Raw genomic sequence first — 17584 nt, forward strand, 5'->3', positions numbered from 1 at the left:
CTCCCCGCGGCGCGTTTAAAACGACATCATCCTGCCTCAAATGGTGTCGCAGACAACCTTGAAGTCACCGCACAAATGAACGCGATGCAGATCAGCTGGGTTCTGGCCGCTGATGACACCGGCAAACTTGGCCGCTTCTACAGCGACTTGTTCCAGGCCAGGTTGATTCCTGGGATGGCAGACCACCACTGCGTCGTTGAGTTTGGCAATGGAACCCGGCTTGAGATCTACAGGCCCTCGCGCAAGCGGTCTTTCCCAACGCGTGGGCGTGCGTTGGCACCTTGTTTACGTTTGGATCCATCGCTAGATCCGCTGCCTGAGCTTCAAAGTCTTCTCAGCACGGCACTTGAGCGTGGTGGATCACTTCTGGAGGAAGCGCGGGTCGAAGCCTTTGGTGCTGAGGCCTGGATCAAGGATCCTGAGGGCAATCCTCTGTTGCTGCTGGCTCCCTTGGCCTCTGCTGATTCGATGTCATGACCGGTTCAAGCCTGGAGGATTGCAACCTCTGCACGGCCTGTGAACTGGCCAGCACGCGACAGACAGTCGTCATCAGTCGCGGCAATCCAGACGCTGATCTGATGCTGATTGGTGAAGCCCCAGGAGCTCAGGAAGATGACCAGGGCATTCCTTTTGTAGGTCGCTCCGGTCGTGCGCTTGATCAATTGCTAAGGGAGGTGGACCTTGACCCCTCCCGTGATTTGTACATCTGCAATGCCATCAAGTGCAGACCGCCGAATAACCGGCGACCGAAGAAAGCAGAGCTGGCCGCCTGCCGTCCGTGGCTGAATCTTCAACTTGAGGCCATAAACCCCAAAGTGATTGTGCTCACCGGAGCAACCGCTGTGGAAGCAATCCTCGGGATCAAAGGAGGCATGACCCAGTTACGCGGCCAGTGGCAGAGCTGGAATGGACGGGCTGTGATGCCGATTTTTCACCCTTCGTATCTTCTGCGGAATCCCTCCAAAGCGGCAGGTGCTCCCATAGATCTGACCCGACAGGATCTCGCCGCGGTTCGTCATCGCCTGTGCGAGCCTTGGACTGCTTCCAACTCAGCTCCATGACTGCCCTGGATCGGCGTTACGACACCAAGATCCACCGCCGTGTAACCCGCACCGTGATGGTGGGGGATGTGCCTGTGGGAAGTGAGCACCCGATCGTGGTGCAGTCGATGATCAATGAGGACACTCTCGATATTGAGGGGTCGGTTGCCGGGATCCTGCGGCTTGTAGAGGCCGGCTGCGAAATCGTTCGTGTGACCACCCCTTCGATTGGTCATGCCAAAGCCATGGCCAAGATCCGGGCTTCGCTGAGGGCGCAGGGTTGCACGGTTCCCCTTGTGGCTGATGTTCACCACAACGGCATCAAGATTGCCCTTGAAGTCGCCAAGCATGTCGACAAGGTTCGAATCAATCCAGGTCTTTTTGTTTTCGATAAACCCGATCCGGACCGGCAGGAGTTCACCAAGGATGAGTTCGAGGCCATTGGTGCGCGCATCCGCGAGACCTTTGAACCCCTGGTCACCCTGCTGCGGGATCAGAACAAAGCCCTGAGAATCGGGGTCAACCACGGCTCCCTTGCCGAGCGGATGCTCTTCACCTACGGGGACACCCCTGAGGGAATGGTCGAATCAGCGATGGAATTCGTTCGGATCTGCCATGAGCTTGATTTCCACAACATCGTGATTTCGATGAAGGCCTCGCGAGCTCCGGTGATGCTTGCGGCTTATCGGCTGATGGCAGACACCATGGACAAGGAAGGCTTCAATTACCCGTTGCATCTGGGTGTAACAGAAGCCGGAGATGGAGATTACGGAAGGATCAAGAGCACGGCGGGGATCGCCACTTTGTTGGCGGATGGTCTCGGCGACACCTTGCGGGTCTCGCTCACGGAATCACCAGAAAAGGAAATTCCTGTCTGTTACTCGATCCTCCAGTCGCTGGGACTGCGCAAAACCATGGTCGAGTACGTGGCCTGCCCCAGTTGTGGTCGCACCTTGTTCAATCTGGAGGAGGTGTTGCACAAAGTGCGGGATGCGACTCAGCATCTGCAGGGTCTTGATATCGCCGTGATGGGATGCATCGTCAACGGCCCTGGAGAAATGGCTGATGCGGACTATGGCTATGTCGGCAAAGGGCCAGGAACCATCGCTCTGTATCGCGGTCGCGAAGAAATCGGCAAGGTTCCGGAAGCTGATGGCGTTGAGGCTCTGATCCAGTTGATCAAAGAGGACGGTCGCTGGGTCGAGCCCGCCTGATCTCGTTAGGGTGAAGACTCAGTCCTGAGGGGACATGGTCCGGAGTCAGCGCCTGCGTTCCTTTGTTCGGTCGACTCCACTGCTCCTGATGCTCGGTGTCGGAGGTGTTGCCACAGCCATTGGCTTCAGCTCTCCTGGGTTCTCCCTGCCATCGGCTTCCGGCGGGTCGATTCGTGACAGCCCCAAGGAGGTAATTGATCAGGTCTGGCAGATCGTTTATCGAGATTATTTAGATTCCACGGGCTCCTACGACGAGACGACTTGGCGCCAACTGCGCAGCGATCTGTTGAGCAAGTCCTATGGAGGCAGTGCTGAGTCCTACGAGGCGATTCGTGGCATGTTGTCGAGCCTCGATGACCCCTACACGCGTTTTCTTGATCCGAAGGAGTTCAAGGAAATGCAGATTGACACTTCGGGAGAGCTGTTGGGTGTTGGCATCCAGCTCAGTCTCGACAAGGTCACCAAGGAGTTAATCGTTGTCTCTCCAATTGAGGGAACGCCTGCATCCCGTGCCGGGGTTCAGCCCAAGGATGTCATCGTTTCCATTGACGGTGCCTCCACGAAGGGCATGACCACAGAGGACGCTGTCAAGTTGATCCGTGGCCCTGAGGGGACCGATGTGGTGTTGGGACTCAGGCGCCAGGGTCAGGTTCTGAATGTGCCGCTGAAACGGGCGCGCATTGAGATTCATGCCGTGAAGTCCACACTCAATACGGCCCCCAACGGCCGCAAGGTGGGTTACATCAGGCTTAAGCAGTTCAATGCAAACGCATCTCGTGAGATGCGAGAGGCCATCAAGGATTTGGAGTCTCAGGGTGCAGAGGGCTATGTGCTCGATCTGCGCAGCAACCCTGGCGGATTGCTTGAGGCCAGCGTCGACATTGCACGTCAATGGTTGAACGAGGGCACCATCGTCAGCACCCGCACTCGTGAAGGAATTCGCGATGTCAGGCGTGCGACTGGCAGCGCGATCACCGACAAGCCTCTTGTGGTGCTGATCGATCAGGGATCCGCCAGTGCCAGTGAAATTCTTTCCGGGGCACTGCAAGACAATTCCCGCGCTCAGCTCGTAGGTCAGAAAACCTTTGGCAAAGGTCTTGTCCAAGCCGTGCGCGGCCTGGCGGACGGATCAGGCCTAACGGTCACAATCGCGAAATATCTAACGCCCAAAGGAACGGATATTCACAAGAACGGGATCAAACCTGATATCTCTGCAGTGATGTCTGAAAAGGAAATAAAAAATTTCACGATTGATGACTTAGGGACCCAGAGGGACAGCCAATACAGAACTGCAGAAGGCACCCTGCTAAAACAAATCAAGGGAATGCAGGCAGGCACAACATTCCAGCCAGGCAAAGCAAATCTGAGTTACGCCTTGCCGTAAATCAGGCGATTGGCTGCATTAAGCCACCACCGCCACCACCGTTGGAGTCGTCATCGTCGGACGCTCCAGGTTGGAACAGGGCATATACACCGAGTGCTGTGGCACAGAAAACGCCGCTGATCAGTTCCAGAGAGACGCCACCGGCACCGATTTCGACGAATTCACCCATGTCTAACGGATTTCGTTGCTGTCATTGTAACGAAGAATTGCGTGGTTGGTAACGTTTTTCTCAGAATTGGGTTCAGGCCTCAGACCTCAACCACTTCTGCATTCTTGGCACTCAGCTCTTCTTGGCGCTGCGCCTCGGTTTTGCCATCGGCATCGGGAATCTGGGCCGCCATCAATCGAAGCCACTCCATGAGCTGTTCGAGTTGCTTCTCCATGGGCAGCACGCCGAGACCACGGGCCATCACTTTGTGTTGGATGCCACTGCCGGCCTGATAAACCAAACGGCCATGCAGGTGCTGGGGTAAGCCCTGGCGTAGCAAGCGGAATGCCGGTTCTTCCATGGGGGTCTCGAACACCACGTTGGGTTTTTCCGGTTTGATCCTGGAGAAGCCGCAGCGCTTCGCCAGAAGTTTGAGTTCCATCAACTGGAGAAGAGACACAACTGCAGCAGGCAGTGCCCCGTAGCGATCGGCCCAACCCGCGGCAAGTTCCACGAGAGCTTCGGCCGTTAGGCAATCAGCAGCAGCTCGGTAGGCAGCAATTTTCTCGTCGGGGTCGGTGATCCAATCGGCAGGTACGAAGGCGGTCACCGGAAGATCCACCTGGGTGTCATCAACACTGGGAATGTCCTGCCCCTGAATTTCGGCCAGCGATTCCTGCAGCATTTCCATGTAGAGATCAAAGCCTATGGTTTCCATCTGGCCGCTTTGCTGCACACCGAGCAGATTGCCCACCCCACGGATCTCCATATCCCTCATCGCGAGCTGATAGCCACTGCCCAGCTGGGCAAACTCCTGGATGGCACGAAGCCGTTGACGGGCGTTATCGCTCAGCGAGGCGTTTCCGGGATAAAACAGCCAAGCGTGGGCCTGAATCCCACTGCGACCAACTCGGCCCCGCAGTTGATACAGCTGGGCCAAACCAAAACGGTGTGCGTCCTCAATCAGGATTGTGTTGACGCGAGGGATATCCAGGCCGCTTTCAACAATGGTGGTGCAAAGCATCACATCGGCTTCGCCGGCATTGAAAGCCACCATGGCGCTTTCCAGCTCGCCCTCGGCCATCTGGCCATGGGCCACCAGCAGTTTCAGGCCCGGCAGCATGTCTCTTAGGCCAGCGGCCACCTCTTCGATTCCTTCCACACGGGGAACCACGTAAAACACCTGTCCCCCCCGATCCAGTTCCTGGCGGATGGCGCTTCGTACGGCTTCAGGATCGAGTGAGGCCAGGTGCGTTTTGATCGGGCGACGCAATGGTGGTGGCGTCGTGATCAGGCTCATTTCCCGAACCCCCGAAAGACTCATGTACAGCGTTCTGGGGATTGGCGTTGCCGACAACGTGAGAACGTCCACGTCCTTCCGCAACACTTTGATTTTTTCCTTCTGGTTAACCCCGAAACGCTGTTCTTCGTCCACCACAAGTAGGCCTAGTTGTTGGAAGGCGGCTCCTTTGCTCAACAACTGATGCGTTCCCACCACCGCATCGATGGTTCCTTGCTTGAGTCCGTCCAGAATGTTTTTTCGCTCCGATGCTGTGCGGAAGCGATTCAACAGCGCAACCTTGATCGGATAGGGAGCAAAGCGTTCCGACAACGTCCGCCAATGCTGTTGGGCTAACACCGTTGTCGGTGCCAGCATCGCCACCTGCTTCCCGGCGGTGATTGCCTTGAAGATTGCGCGAATAGCGACTTCCGTCTTGCCGAAGCCAACATCACCACACACAAGCCTGTCCATCGGCTCCTCTTTCTCCATGTCCCGTTTCACGTCGGATGTGGCTTTCAGCTGATCTGGCGTTGGTTCGTAGGGAAATGAGTCCTCCATCTCCACTTGCCAGGGGCCATCTGTTGGGAACGCAAAACCAGCTGCTTGCTGTCGTTCCGCGTACAGCTTCACCAGGTCAAGGGCAACCTTGCGAACCGCCTTCTTCGCCCGTTCCTTGGCTTTGTTCCAGGCGCTGCCACCCATGCGGTTGAGCTGAGGCGGCGTTTCACTTGTGGCGCGATATCGACCAAGGCTCCCTAGTTGATCGGCTGCGACGCGCAGAATTCCGTCGGCGTACTGAACCACGAGGTAGTCGCGAACGTCACCGGACATCGCAAGTTTTTCCAGGGCTTTGAACCGTCCAATTCCATGGTTCCGGTGCACGACAAAATCCCCAGGTCGCATCTTGTTGGGGTCGACGGTGCGGCTGGCCGCCTTGCGGCGACGACGGACGTACCCACTCGAACTCAGACTTTGCTGCCCGAAGAATTCACGGTCTGTCACCAGTGCAATCCGCCAAGCCGGCAGCTGCAGCCCCTCCAGTTCTGCAGTCCCCCTCACTTTCAAAGCAACGGGTGTGTTCTGCTCAATCAGTCGCGAGATGGCGTTGGTATCTCCCGCGTTTGGAACAAAACGACTGATGCAGTCGTGCTCTTCCAGCAAGGCAACAGCTCGACTTGGCTGAGCGGAGATCAACCAAACAGCTGTGCGTTCGGTCTGAAATCCCTTGATCAGTTCTCCGAGCTTCCCGAATTGGTTGGGATAGGCCGGGACAGGTCGGCTGGCCAGATCGAAGCTGTTGGCGTGCTGGTCGACCTCCAGCAGTTCTGCCATGTCGAAGCCATGGAAGACCTCGGTCAACCCATATGCGGCGTCGATATTGCGATGCAGAACTGCAGGCCAGATCTGTTCGCACTCGGATTGATCCAGACCTGCCTCAGCAGCCATTTCAAGGTGATGCTCTTCAACGTGGGCAAGCCACTGCTGGCCGTGGGCTACTCCATGGCGACGTTCATCAATGACGATTGTTGTGGTGTCAGGGATGTAGTCGAGCAGGGAGGCTGGTTGCTCCCAGGCCAGGCCCATCAGCCGACGCATGCCTTCCGGCGTGCCACCGTCGAGAAGTTGTTCTGTGGCTTGATCCCCGAGGAGTCGCTCCAATCCATCAGGCATCAACGTGCGCAGCTGATCAGCCACAAGTGGTCCGAACCCCGTTGGAGTCAGTCGAAGAGCATCGACTGCATCAAGTGATCGTTGGCTTGCTGGGTCGAATTCACGCAGCTTGTCGAGTTCTTCGCCGAAAAACTCAAGCCGAACAGGCAGCTCACTGCTCACCGGGAAGATATCGACAATGTCGCCCCGACGGCTCCAACTTCCTTCCTGCTCGATTGTTGTGACTCTCTCGTAACCGAGCTGGGCCAACGTTTCGCCCAGCTCTTCCAGATCGACTTCATCGCCCTTACGAAGCGTGCGAGTCGTGCTCTTCAACGCATCTGGAGGTGGGAGATGCGGCTGGAGACAGCGTTCCGTTGCCACGATGGCCCATGACGATGCATCGGGATCACCCAACAGATCACTGAGAACTTGGAGTTGTCCCCAGATGATTTCGCTGGTGGGATCAAAGGGTTCGTAGGGAGAACCTTCGCTGGTGGGATACAGGCTTGCCTGGTTCCAGCCCATCAACTCCAGAAGCGCCGTCCAACGCCCTGCTTCCTCCAACGTTGGGACCACCACCAGTAGAGGCGTGCCTCGACGTTGGGCGAGTGCACTGGAGACCAGTGCACGGCTGCAACGGCCTGCTCCGCGCATCAACAGACGATCGGCGCGGCTGGAGCGCTCATCGAGCTCACCGGTGAGTGCAGTTTCCCGCAACTTGGTCACCAGAGAACGGAGCGGCATGGAGGAGATTTCGGCAATCACCGATTTTCGCAATCCACAGGTGTCAAGTGAGGTTCGAGCGGTAAGCCAATCAGCTGTCCCTACAACAACCCAGCAAGCGAACCGTTAGATGTATTCCCGTTCACCTCGTCGAGTCTCTAGACGAGAGCCTTTCGTCAGCACGACTGATCACTTGCAAAATGAGTGCGGGCTTAGAAGCACAGCGGCGAGATGAGTCTTCTCGCGTTACGAGGCTTTAAATTGCCAAACCAATATCACTCTGAATCTTTTGATTTCTTTTTAACGGGAACGTGTGAACAATTTCAAAAGATGCTTGTTGTGCGTCTAATGATCCTCGTGAAAGCAACGAAAGCTACATGCAGCGGTCTATTCGACTCTAGTTTTTAGTTGGTATGCCTGTAACAATGACAAAGCACACTGACCGCATCACTCGCGTCACGAGTGCTCACCCTGAGATTGACATCAATACAGTTCGAAAGCTTTTGGTTTCAAAGTACTTATTAGCAGCTAAAGACATTGATATCAATGAAGAGGATCTAAATCCAATAATGGAAGAGTTTACTGAGATGTTAATTAAATCGGACGACCAACAGATTGAAGCTCTCGCTGGTTGGACGTGGGACCTTGAGCCAGGACACAGTGTTCGCGCCACTTAGTCGATCTATAAGTTCAGCCGTACTGGGCAGGCGATGAGGGATGACTGTCGAGCACGGCGATCCTGTTAGAAGCTGTACTGCGTGGTTCCTTCATGTCCGATCAGGTCACGATGTGATCTGTGCAGAACAACGGAGAGACAAGGGTGGGGACGAGCGGATGGGGGAGCTTCGCTTTGGGAGGGTGGCGCAGGTGACCCGAAGGCAAATTCTCTCTTTCAGGTGCTGACGTCGTCACCGGCCTCATGCGATGGATCAATGCCGATGAAGTGACGGATCTGATCTGGTCAATGGGTGGGTGGCCTGAAACCGTCACGGTTGAGAAGAAGTTTTGTCAAGCTGAATTGGCCAATTAGCACCTGTTCATGGCGACTGACCTCACAGCCGTCCTGCTCTCGTCAGTGTTCCTTGGGGTTGGCTTTGTAATCGCCAAGTACTTCCCCGAAGCGTCCCTCTTAGCAGGCGTGTTCCTGGTAGGGCTGGCAGTTCTCAATGTCGCCTTGGCTATTGCGACTTGATCGGTCCGACGGATGACACTCAATCAACACGAATGGCGCAGACTTAGGCACAAGAGCAGAGATCATCCATGGCCGATCAGAATGAATTGGCTGACTAGAACGTCGCCATCTATCTGAATACCTACCCAATTGGCACTCACTAGTTTCACAATTTAGTGAATTTGCTGCAACTACAAAATTTATGGCAATTATCCCATATTCAATCAATAAAATGCGATGAGCTACGTTCCACCGGTGATGCCGCGCTATCGCTGCCCGTCTTGCTGTTGTGGTCCAGCGCTTGTGCTGCACCCTCCGAAGGGGGTTATTCCGTTTTGTTCCAGCTGCGCGACACCTTTACAGCGTCAACCACTGGTGCGTCCGATCCCTCTGCTTGTGCTGTTGACTGTGGGAGCGGTACTCGTCGCTTCATCCATACCCATCATGTTCAATCCCCAACCACCTCCGAGATCAAAATCAGAGAAGCTGGCCTAGCGCCTGGTTTTCGGTTCAATACGGAAGTAATGGTGAATTCATGACCCTCGGCCGTTTTCTGATCTTTTTTGTGATCGGGCTTGTGTTCGCGTTCACAATTCCCCAGCTGAGCTGGCTTTATTGGGTTCTTGGAGCTTCTGCACTGTTGGTTGTTTTGCAACTGATCCGCTCCTGACTTGCAGGAGCCCCTTGGTCATCTAAGAAACTGCCAGGCAGCGTTGGAGGAACCTTCCGAGCACTGGCTTGAGTACAGAGTTTCGCTGCACTCAAGACAACCAGCAAGCGTCGACTGAGAAGGTCAGAACGTCGTGGGCATCACGATCATCAGCCTTTGTGATCGCAATGCAGGCCAATTGGCCATCGTAAAAGCACGATTTCGACTTGAGCACAAATTTTGCGGCGTCACTATGGGACCAAACCGCTAAGCCCTGTTGTTGTGCTTCATCGTTGTAAATGTCCCAAAGTTCGGCGAAACGTTCTGCTTCAGAACCATGCATAAACTCATCAAGAGCTGCATCTGCACCAACCTCATGGAAACGCTCAAGAAATGAGCGAATCAATGGATCGTCGATGACGTTGCTTGTGGCTATTGCACCGGTAACGCCCCGAACAGATGTTCGGACGATGCGATGCGGGTTGGTACGGGCGTCGATAATGACGACAGGGCACTGAAGATCCCAAGCACTTCGATTCCTGAGTTCGCGACCTGCTTCGGACATATCGTCCCGAAGGGCATTTATCAACTGCCGGACAAGACGGTTGTGATCTTCCATGACTAACCGTAACGCAAAACACTCCTTGAAGCGTCAATAAGGTAACGATTAAAAACATTAAGATCTTGAGTCAATAGTTAGGGCAGAATATGATTTGGCAAACAACTTCCAAAAGTGACTGCTGATACAGCTCTTGGCGCTGATGACAACGAGCAATTTAATCAGCTTCATTGCAACCCCCCAATAGCCTGCCATCACTGATTATTGGCTCCTTCGATTGTATTCCGATATGCGTGCTTCAGTTGGATTCAGTCGTCACTTCTCGAATGTTCTTCTTTTATCGCTGATACTGTTCAGTGATCAATCTCTGGTCCATGCAGGGCCCTGTCAAAGTTATGAAGCGGCTTACAGCCTTGAGGAAAAACTACGTGAAGGATTTTCGATAGAGCAAGCAAAAGCAAGTGTTATTGAGCAGGATTACTCAGATGGATCTGCAGCATGTTTTTCGAAAATCAAGCAAGAAATTAAACAAATGCCTTACGCTTTCCCACTCGTTCATCGTGCTCTTTATAAGACAACTCGTCGATAATGCCTCCTAGGCTTAAGCGCCAATCTTCATGTCCTGAATCAGATTGCATCAGTCAACAAAACTAGGTTGATACAGGCCTGATCAGTTGGCCACAAAAATTTCAAGACATATGTGCTCTTATGCTTTGATCTTCAGTTGAGATGAAGGCATGAGCTGACCACTTTAAATATTCTGCGCTGATGAGTTCCGTGCGGGGTGCTGAACGGGATTTCTTTTAGTCAATGCATGAGGTATAATAAGACCAGACATCATAAGGACCATCACAGATTCGTCAGTGACAAAAGCGATTGACCAGAAATCCAAGCACCTCGAGAAGGCTGCCGAGTACTATCTTCGGGCTAAAGACTTGATCGAAGTGAATGAAGACTGGCAGTCATGCGGATCTATGATTCTCAAGGCTCTTGCTGAAGAAAGGAAGTCTGCAAATACCGGTCTACAGGTCATGAACGTTATTAAGTATCAGAAACCTAAAACCAAGCTTGAGTTCAGTTTTCGCAGTTGACATCTGCTTTCCAGCAGGATTTTTCATGAGGATCTTCCTCAGTAACTACATCGTAAAGAAATTGCTTACAATAGAATTGCTTCAGCGCCAGATCTGATCACTAAAGCTGGCTTCAGCTAAAGCACGAAAAACTTCTTGCTTTTTGTCCAAAAGGAACTGCTGTTCTGCAGGGTCACCGCCACGCCAGTACATCAGTGCATCACATGTGGTTTTGTATTCCAAACGCAATGCGGTGAGGTCATAGGAGAAGTGCGCAATCGCATGATCCATAGGACTCAAGCTTTTCCAAATATTACAGAGGGAGTCAAATGCTTGACGTATCAACTGATGCCGTCATAGGAGTTCGTTTTGATGTAAGTTTTGACATAGATGTCGATCCACCTTGACGCTTTCGCTTCACCAGCAATTTGAAAAGCAGAAATTTACTGCGGCAATTGAACCAGCTTCCGATCTTGATCAGATCAAAGGAGTCGCTGCCATGCTGCTGAATCTCTATTATCAGCAGCTCTCCGCAACGATCGAGATTGCTGAATGAAAATTGGGCTTAGATTGCATGTATCGACAGATTTGTCCTGTCTTCAGTCGAAGTATTGACACGTAGAAATTAATTCAAGTAATGCTATTCAACATGCAAACTTTGTATGTTTTATTGAATCTCTTGTAAATCAGAAATGTCTCTTGAGTTTTCGTCAAAAATAAGCTCCATATTTATGATATGAATCAAGCCCTGTGTCTTGGGCCACTGACCACTTACAGGGGCCATCTCCTCCTTCAGGAACGAAGCAGGGGAAATGGCCGGAATGCGCAGAGTTTTAGACGATTTACTCTGCAGCAATCGGCATGGACGCCGTAACTGTCCCTGCCGCAAACCTGTTTTAAGTCAGTGAATTGGAGCATTCCTGAGTCCAATTGCTCATTTTTTATTGGACGAAGCCTTGATATTTGAGTGATCCAAGAGTGTGCTCGTCCAGAAGCCTGTCGTTTTACATTAATCTCAGTGAAATACTGACCTAGTGAAGGCTGGAGCATTTGTTTTGCTGAAACGCCGAGGCTATATGGAGGCTGCTATGGCTTGTCGCGCGCTTAGCGCTCATACAAAGCGTCGCAGCGCAGCGCGTTGCCGATAGCAGAACGAGGGCTTCAACCTGTTTGGCAGTTGGTTTTGCATTGATTGGCTGTGAACACGAAATAAAAAACCCAGGCTTTGAGCGATGGCCTGGGTCTGGGGTGGTTGGAACCTCTTAGTTTTAAAACCGCTCTGCATGTATTTCGTGAGCGATGGCTGAGAGTTCAGCTTTCAAATTTGATTCGGTCTCGGCCGAGCATCAGTGCATGTTGTGTGGCCGACGGTGATGGATCACCGGAGCGATTCGGCCACTTTCATAGCTTGATCGCCAAGGCAGTGTCTTGCGATACACCACCAAATTTCTTAAGGAAGAACGGACTTGACCCCGGCCGAAGCCGACGCCAAATCGCTGCTCTCGTCGGGCATCGCTCTGCCCGTCTTTCGGGTCCACTTAACGACCCGACGACTCGATGATGGGCCGAAAAGTGTGTGGGTGTAATGCCTTAATGAGCACTATCCCGACATCCACAAAATGTTCGGTTGTTCCGAGTTTTCTGGTAGGCCTAGTCGGTAGGGGCGTTCTATTGCTGACGTGTCTTCACCACGTCAACTTGATCTCTCCTCCTTGCGGCCCCTGGAAGGAGACACTCCCTGACTTGTTCCGAGGTTCGTAGTAGGGGCCCCATTCGACGGGTCTGCGGCCTGTCCACCACGTCCCATTCCTGACGCAGCGACCCTTCCCTGCGAAGTGATAACCAATGGCACACACGTAGTGATCATGCTTGTGCTTGTGCTTGTGGTGTTGCTTGCAATAGCCAGCGCCAAGTGCTGGTCCTGTCTGAACCCAATGCCCCCCCGAACCGCAATTTTGAGCGGCATGGGCAGGTTGAGATCCGATTGAAACAGCTTGAACTGCTGCCAAGGCGGCCAGGAATACTGAACGTCTTCCAAGCATGCGGTTGGAATCAATTGTTCCCACCCTGCTCAGGTCTAACTCTGTTGTCAGTGTCCAAACCATGCGTGTTCCAGCTTTTAGGTGAACGAATACCTTTGCGATGTCAGCCGACCAATGCTTGACCTGTCGACCGGACCATTCGTGATGAACATCAGCACCTCAGTTCCTGTCGATGAGTGCAGAAAGGCATGCCAGTCACTCTGTAGATAACGACTCACACAACGGATGACATCCTTGACGTTGTTGGAGTAGATCGTCGAGCTCCAGGCTGGGTGTTGGATAGCGGTCATCAACGTGTGCTCCACGTCGGCGACCCAGGGACGAGTCAATCGTGGTTCCTAAGCGTGCTTCTGTGTGAACTCGGAGGCTGATGAGTCAATTGTTTCGATGAGCTGAGCGTCGGTTTCCAAAGCAGCCAGTCGTTTCCTGTAAGTGGCTGTCGCTAACAGCTTGTAATCATTAAGTGCATCTATTGAGTCACAATGTGTCAATCGCCTGCTTTAGTGCTTCTCAAACACAGTGCAATATTACCTGTGTATGCGTGCGAAGAGATTGGGGAGTTTCAACAAAGCGGCTTAGGAGAATTTAATCTTTAATCAAAACGTTTTTCAAAGCTTGGTTTCATTCATTAGCCAACCTGTTAATGCGGATTTCGCATACTCCTCGCAAATGTTCTCTCAAAAAGGCCCTTGGCCGTCATTATTTGATTGTCAGGAGCACGTTGTCCTGAAAGCCGGGTAGAGCGAGGCCCGACGAGAAGTGTTGAACCGTCTAATTTCCCGTGTGGATTGGGCGGTTGCTTCTTTTGAGCTCATCGGTTGTCTAGCACTCTTTGCTGCTGCCAGCACGTATGAACTAACGAAATAGTCGTGTCGGTGTATAATTTCGTTGTCAGATTTTATTATCCAGAGCAAAAATCAGTATCCGTTTCCTGTCTGTGAAAGCAGGAATGATGGACATCCGCTCCGATCTTTTCACCCACAGCGTTTCAGGCAGTTAGGGCCAAGCCGGATGATCCACCTCAGCAGTGTTGAGCCCATAGCAGCGCTCTACCCATCCCTAACACCGGTGGAGCAGAAGGCTCTCAAAAGTTAGTGATAGCTTGCAGTAGAAGGCTGAAAACTCGCTAATTACGATGACTTGAGTGTCTGCTCCTCCAAGAGCATGTTGAATTGAAGCAGCTGTTCATCACTGAGCTGTTGGCGACTTGTCGAGCCGAGATGTTGTTGTAGAAATGCACGGGCCTGATCTGAGTTCCAGCCAAGCTGCTTCAACATTGAATCTCCCTGGTTGAGCAAGTCTCCACGGCGGATTGGCGCTGGGGCGGTGGAGGCATCATCGTTAGCTTGAATCAACTTGAGCTGTCGCAAATAGGCCACCAAATCGGCGTAGCGCGTGAGTTTGTGGCGGCTGCCAAGGCCAAATGCTCGCGTGAGGTACGCCTGTTCTTGCTCTCGCGTCCAACCGATGCGTCTAATTTCGAGGTCGATGGCGGTGAGCTCGTCGCTCCAATCATCAGGATCCGTCGGTGTTTCCGAAGGTGGAGCTTGGGTGTTGGAAGTCTGTGGAGTAGCAGAGTGGGCAGGAGCAACTGGCTCGTGCGTCTCAATCTTCCGTGGCCGCTCTACTGCGACATGCTCTGCTGCCTTTGAGCTTTCGTTGTCTTGGGGACTGACAGCAACCTGTCCCAGCCGTTGTGGAGGACTGATCTGAAGCCTGGTGTTGAGACGTTGTAACGCCCTTTCCTCTGCTTCTTCAGCAGTGGCTGCTTCGCCAAGGGCGCTGCCCAAAACAGCCCCGTCAGTCGATGCCTCAACCCTCACGATGCATCGCAGAGTATCGACGTGACACAGCTCGGCCCGGATCTGCATCGCAATGGAACAGCGCTTGCACTTTCTAGGCTGCCGGCATGGACATCACTTCGCTCCCCTCGCTTTCGGATTTCTTTGAAGGTGCCGACCAGTGGGGAGAAATTTTTGCTCTACTCCCCGTGCTGGTGCTCCTAGAGGTGATTCTTTCGGCTGACAATGCCGTCGCTCTTGCTGCCATTGCCCGTAGTAGTCGTCAGCCAGAGCAAGAGCGACTGGCGCTCAACTTGGGTATCGGCATGGCTCTGGTGTTGCGAATCGCCCTGATCGTTGTCGCCCAATGGGTTTTGCAAAATACGTGGGTTCAGCTCTTCGCCGCTGCCTATCTCGTTTGGCTTGTGGTGGATCACTTCAAAAGCCGGTCGGACGATTCGGCTTCTGCTTTGGATGCCGATGGATCTGATCGCAGTCAACGTCCCTTTTTCAAGACTGTTCTGCTACTGGCCTTCACTGATCTTGCCTTCTCCATCGATAGTGTCGCCGCAGCGGTGGCAATCAGCGATCAAATCCTGCTGATCAGTGCAGGCGCCTTTATTGGGATCGTGGCATTGCGCTTCACGTCCGCCCTATTCATTCGCTGGCTTGACCTGTACCCACGTCTTGAAACAGCTGGTTTCCTTGCCGTTGCTTTCGTTGCCTTTAGGTTAATCGTTCACGTCATCGTTCCAGACTTGAATCAACCCGATTGGTTAACGTTGCTGGTTGTGTTGGTTTTGTTTGCTTGGGGAATGTCAATTCGAACCAGTGATCACGATCAAGACGAAAGCCATGCTTGTTGAACTTCGGCACGTAAGTGGTGATTATTTAATCAACCGCATTGATCTTGAGGACCCACCACATCCTGGACGATGGCTCCTTGTCAAGGATGAATCATTCCTAGTGATGCAATGTCGCCACCGCTATGCCCTGCGCAATGGTCGCTATGTCATGGCGTCAGTGGCCTTAATGGTCAAACCTCAAGCTCGCCCTGCTGATGCAACGCCCTGGCGACACGGCTGGGTCATCGGCGACCCGAACTGTCGTTTCAACGCCCGCAGCCCTTTGTTGCGCTGTGCTGTGTGGCCAGAGGGACCATGTGAAACCTGCAGTCATCATGAACTTCGTTGACCAATGAATGCTGAATGGCTCACTGGGCGTCTCTGCGCTGGCCATGGTGTTGCTTCCGGAAAAAGCAACGAATCTCCTTATCCGGATGGAACGATTCGAATGCAAACTCCTGTATTCTTGGAATTAGGTCTCGACCTGACTGACTGTTACTTCGGCACGCTGAATGTTGACTTTTCACCCCTAGAAGTGTCACTTTCGAGTCCAGATTACCTGTTCGAGAAAGTGCGGTGGACAGAGCTCCATCCTCCTGAAACGTTCTCGTTCTGGAGTGTGCAAATCAAGGCAAGAGAAGCTGAGTTGGTCGAGGGATGGATTTATTACCCCCATCCCGAAACAAAACAACGCCACTGGCAACCTCCAACATCATTGGAGCTGATTGCACCTCGATTGACTGACGTGAATGAAGGCTGCACAATTCATCTTCACGATGAACGCGGACGTATCAAACTTGTGAACACGATCCGGCTTCGTGCACGGTTGCTTGAATTTCTCAAATTTAGAGTTCTCGCGTCTCAGCAAACATTCTTTGAGGCCGACAGCCTTTTGAAACGCCAGCAATGGCTCTCCAGCATGTACCCCGAAGCCCTTCAACTTTCCGAACAGGATCTCGATCAGGTCTGGACTCAAGCGCGTTCGTTGTACACGGAATCCTGAATCAATCCACGTCGAAGCGATCTCCGCTTGTGGCCTTGAGTTGCTGCAATAAAACTGGCGCTGTGCTGCGTGCCTTGCCTTCCAGCTGAGCCTCGCGAATCAAAAGAGGACAGCCGGAACTGCTGACCACCAGGCCCTGATCCTCAAGCACCGCCAGGATTGTCCCTGGTGCATGACCACCGGTGGGCCATTGGCCCACGAGCTGGCGGCTGGCCGTGCTGAGTTGATCCTTCAGGCGCTCGATCAATGGTTCACTCTGCAACACCTTCAGCCGTTTGCCTTGCCAATAGGTGAAGGCTCCGGGATAAAGCCCCATCACCTTGCGATGAATGCTTAGAGCAGGGGCTGACCAATCCAACCTGAAATCCTGCTTCTCCAGCATGCGTGCATAGCTCGATTCCTCTGCCTGAGCACGTACCTTCAGCCTTCCCAATCTCTCTGCCTCGCTTCCTGAACCTGCCGCTTCGATCAAAGGCATGGCCTGCACCATCAGCTCTGCAGTGAGGGAACTCAGCCGTTCAGCCAGATCGATGGAGGTATCCAGCAGCTGGATCGGAATCCTCTGCTCGAGGAGTACAGGTCCGGTGTCGAGGCCTTCTTCCATGGCCATGATCCCAACACCTGTCTCCTCGTCACCCTCAAGCAGGGCCCATTGAATTGGACCAGCACCCCGCCAACGGGGCAGAAGTGATCCGTGGCCGTTCCAGCAACCCAAGCGAGGTTGCTGCAAAACATCCTTAGGGAGAATTTGTCCGAAGGCGACCACCACTGATGCATCGGCTCCGAGAGCAGCAAGTTCCTCCTTGCAATCTTCATCCCGTCGAATCCGTACCGGGGTGAATACCGGAAGTGACAGCTGTTCAGCCCTCGCTTTAACCGGTGATGCAACCAGTTGCTTCCCGCGACCACGCCGTCGATCCGGCTGTGTCACGACTCCCACAATCGTGTGACCAGCCTTGTGCAACGCATCAAGGGTGGGAACCGCATAGGCCGGTGTTCCCCAGAACAGAATCCTCAACG

At 53.2% G+C, this 17584-nt stretch carries 19 protein-coding genes; 12 read left to right on the forward strand and 7 right to left on the reverse strand.

What is annotated here, in order from left to right; translation table 11 throughout:
- Positions 1 to 75: 75 nt before the first annotated feature.
- From DXY30_RS06400 to DXY30_RS06415, 4 genes are read left to right on the forward strand one after another with little or no spacing between them, the layout of a single operon-like run.
- Positions 76 to 477 carry a VOC family protein gene (locus tag DXY30_RS06400; protein WP_115093844.1) on the forward strand — a complete coding sequence of 134 codons (402 nt, stop codon included), beginning with the start codon at positions 76 to 78 and terminating at the stop codon, positions 475 to 477.
- Positions 474 to 1061 carry a uracil-DNA glycosylase gene (locus tag DXY30_RS06405; RefSeq protein ID WP_115093845.1) on the forward strand — a complete coding sequence of 196 codons (588 nt, stop codon included), beginning with the start codon at positions 474 to 476 and terminating at the stop codon, positions 1059 to 1061. The genes DXY30_RS06400 and DXY30_RS06405 overlap by 4 nt, the downstream gene beginning before the upstream one ends.
- Complete coding sequence (gene ispG, locus DXY30_RS06410; protein ID WP_115093846.1) at positions 1058 to 2254, forward strand: (E)-4-hydroxy-3-methylbut-2-enyl-diphosphate synthase; 1197 nt, start codon at positions 1058 to 1060, stop codon at positions 2252 to 2254. Before DXY30_RS06405 ends, ispG begins: the two co-directional genes overlap by 4 nt.
- A 34-nt stretch (positions 2255 to 2288) precedes the next feature.
- Complete coding sequence (locus DXY30_RS06415; RefSeq protein WP_115093847.1) at positions 2289 to 3638, forward strand: S41 family peptidase; 1350 nt, start codon at positions 2289 to 2291, stop codon at positions 3636 to 3638.
- A gap of 1 nt (position 3639) precedes the next feature.
- Here DXY30_RS06415 and DXY30_RS14040 read toward each other — a convergent pair whose 3' ends face one another.
- Together DXY30_RS14040 and mfd are read right to left on the reverse strand one after the other, a co-directional pair.
- A complete protein-coding gene (locus tag DXY30_RS14040) occupies positions 3640 to 3807 on the reverse strand; it encodes a hypothetical protein (protein WP_170951168.1) in 168 nt (55 codons plus the stop codon).
- 79 nt (positions 3808 to 3886) lie between these two features.
- Positions 3887 to 7465, reverse strand: coding sequence for a transcription-repair coupling factor (mfd, locus tag DXY30_RS06420; protein ID WP_115094244.1), 3579 nt, complete (start codon positions 7463 to 7465; stop codon positions 3887 to 3889).
- A gap of 404 nt (positions 7466 to 7869) precedes the next feature.
- On the opposite strand from mfd, the gene DXY30_RS06425 reads away from it, so the two are divergent.
- The 3 genes from DXY30_RS06425 (at position 7870) to DXY30_RS14560 (ending at position 9285) form a co-directional block, all read left to right on the forward strand.
- Complete coding sequence (locus tag DXY30_RS06425) at positions 7870 to 8121, forward strand: hypothetical protein (RefSeq protein ID WP_170951169.1); 252 nt, start codon at positions 7870 to 7872, stop codon at positions 8119 to 8121.
- Between the two features lie 362 nt (positions 8122 to 8483).
- The gene (locus DXY30_RS14045; protein WP_170951170.1) at positions 8484 to 8636 is read left to right on the forward strand and encodes a hypothetical protein; all 153 of its coding nucleotides are present in this window, start codon (positions 8484 to 8486) and stop codon (positions 8634 to 8636) included.
- A gap of 514 nt (positions 8637 to 9150) precedes the next feature.
- Positions 9151 to 9285 (forward strand): hypothetical protein, encoded by a 135-nt coding sequence (locus DXY30_RS14560; RefSeq protein WP_256359544.1) that lies wholly within the window; start codon positions 9151 to 9153, stop codon positions 9283 to 9285.
- Positions 9286 to 9376: 91 nt separating this feature from the next.
- Here the strand turns inward: DXY30_RS14560 and DXY30_RS06435 are convergent, their stop codons facing one another.
- Complete coding sequence (locus DXY30_RS06435; RefSeq protein WP_115093849.1) at positions 9377 to 9883, reverse strand: hypothetical protein; 507 nt, start codon at positions 9881 to 9883, stop codon at positions 9377 to 9379.
- Positions 9884 to 10112: 229 nt separating this feature from the next.
- Here DXY30_RS06435 and DXY30_RS13590 point away from each other — a divergent pair, with 229 nt between their 5' ends.
- The gene (locus DXY30_RS13590) at positions 10113 to 10412 is read left to right on the forward strand and encodes a hypothetical protein (protein WP_137006808.1); all 300 of its coding nucleotides are present in this window, start codon (positions 10113 to 10115) and stop codon (positions 10410 to 10412) included.
- 583 nt (positions 10413 to 10995) lie between these two features.
- Here the strand turns inward: DXY30_RS13590 and DXY30_RS06445 are convergent.
- Positions 10996 to 11184, reverse strand: a complete 189-nt coding sequence (locus DXY30_RS06445) for a hypothetical protein (protein ID WP_115093851.1) — start codon at positions 11182 to 11184, stop codon at positions 10996 to 10998.
- A gap of 112 nt (positions 11185 to 11296) precedes the next feature.
- On the opposite strand from DXY30_RS06445, the gene DXY30_RS14050 reads away from it, so the two are divergent.
- Positions 11297 to 11449: a hypothetical protein gene (locus tag DXY30_RS14050; RefSeq protein ID WP_170951171.1), complete on the forward strand. Its 153-nt coding sequence runs from the start codon at positions 11297 to 11299 to the stop codon at positions 11447 to 11449.
- Positions 11450 to 13012: 1563 nt separating this feature from the next.
- Here DXY30_RS14050 and DXY30_RS13595 read toward each other — a convergent pair.
- Together DXY30_RS13595 and DXY30_RS06460 are read right to left on the reverse strand one after the other, a co-directional pair.
- Positions 13013 to 13264: a hypothetical protein gene (locus DXY30_RS13595; RefSeq protein WP_137006809.1), complete on the reverse strand. Its 252-nt coding sequence runs from the start codon at positions 13262 to 13264 to the stop codon at positions 13013 to 13015.
- Between the two features lie 801 nt (positions 13265 to 14065).
- Positions 14066 to 14806, reverse strand: a complete 741-nt coding sequence (locus DXY30_RS06460) for a hypothetical protein (protein WP_115093854.1) — start codon at positions 14804 to 14806, stop codon at positions 14066 to 14068.
- Positions 14807 to 14844: 38 nt separating this feature from the next.
- On the opposite strand from DXY30_RS06460, the gene DXY30_RS06465 reads away from it, so the two are divergent.
- The 3 genes from DXY30_RS06465 to DXY30_RS06475 are packed head-to-tail and all read left to right on the forward strand — an operon-like array spanning position 14845 to position 16564.
- Positions 14845 to 15582 (forward strand): DUF475 domain-containing protein, encoded by a 738-nt coding sequence (locus DXY30_RS06465; protein ID WP_115093855.1) that lies wholly within the window; start codon positions 14845 to 14847, stop codon positions 15580 to 15582.
- A complete protein-coding gene (locus tag DXY30_RS06470) occupies positions 15572 to 15910 on the forward strand; it encodes a DUF6464 family protein (protein ID WP_115093856.1) in 339 nt (112 codons plus the stop codon). The genes DXY30_RS06465 and DXY30_RS06470 overlap by 11 nt, the downstream gene beginning before the upstream one ends.
- 3 nt (positions 15911 to 15913) lie before the next feature.
- Positions 15914 to 16564 (forward strand): hypothetical protein, encoded by a 651-nt coding sequence (locus DXY30_RS06475; protein WP_115093857.1) that lies wholly within the window; start codon positions 15914 to 15916, stop codon positions 16562 to 16564.
- Position 16565: 1 nt separating this feature from the next.
- Here the strand turns inward: DXY30_RS06475 and fmt are convergent, their stop codons facing one another.
- A complete protein-coding gene (gene fmt / locus DXY30_RS06480) occupies positions 16566 to 17582 on the reverse strand; it encodes a methionyl-tRNA formyltransferase (RefSeq protein ID WP_115093858.1) in 1017 nt (338 codons plus the stop codon).
- Positions 17583 to 17584: the final 2 nt, after the last annotated feature.

It is taken from the genome of Synechococcus sp. UW106 (assembly GCF_900474015.1).
Classification (GTDB): Bacteria; Cyanobacteriota; Cyanobacteriia; order PCC-6307; family Cyanobiaceae; genus Parasynechococcus.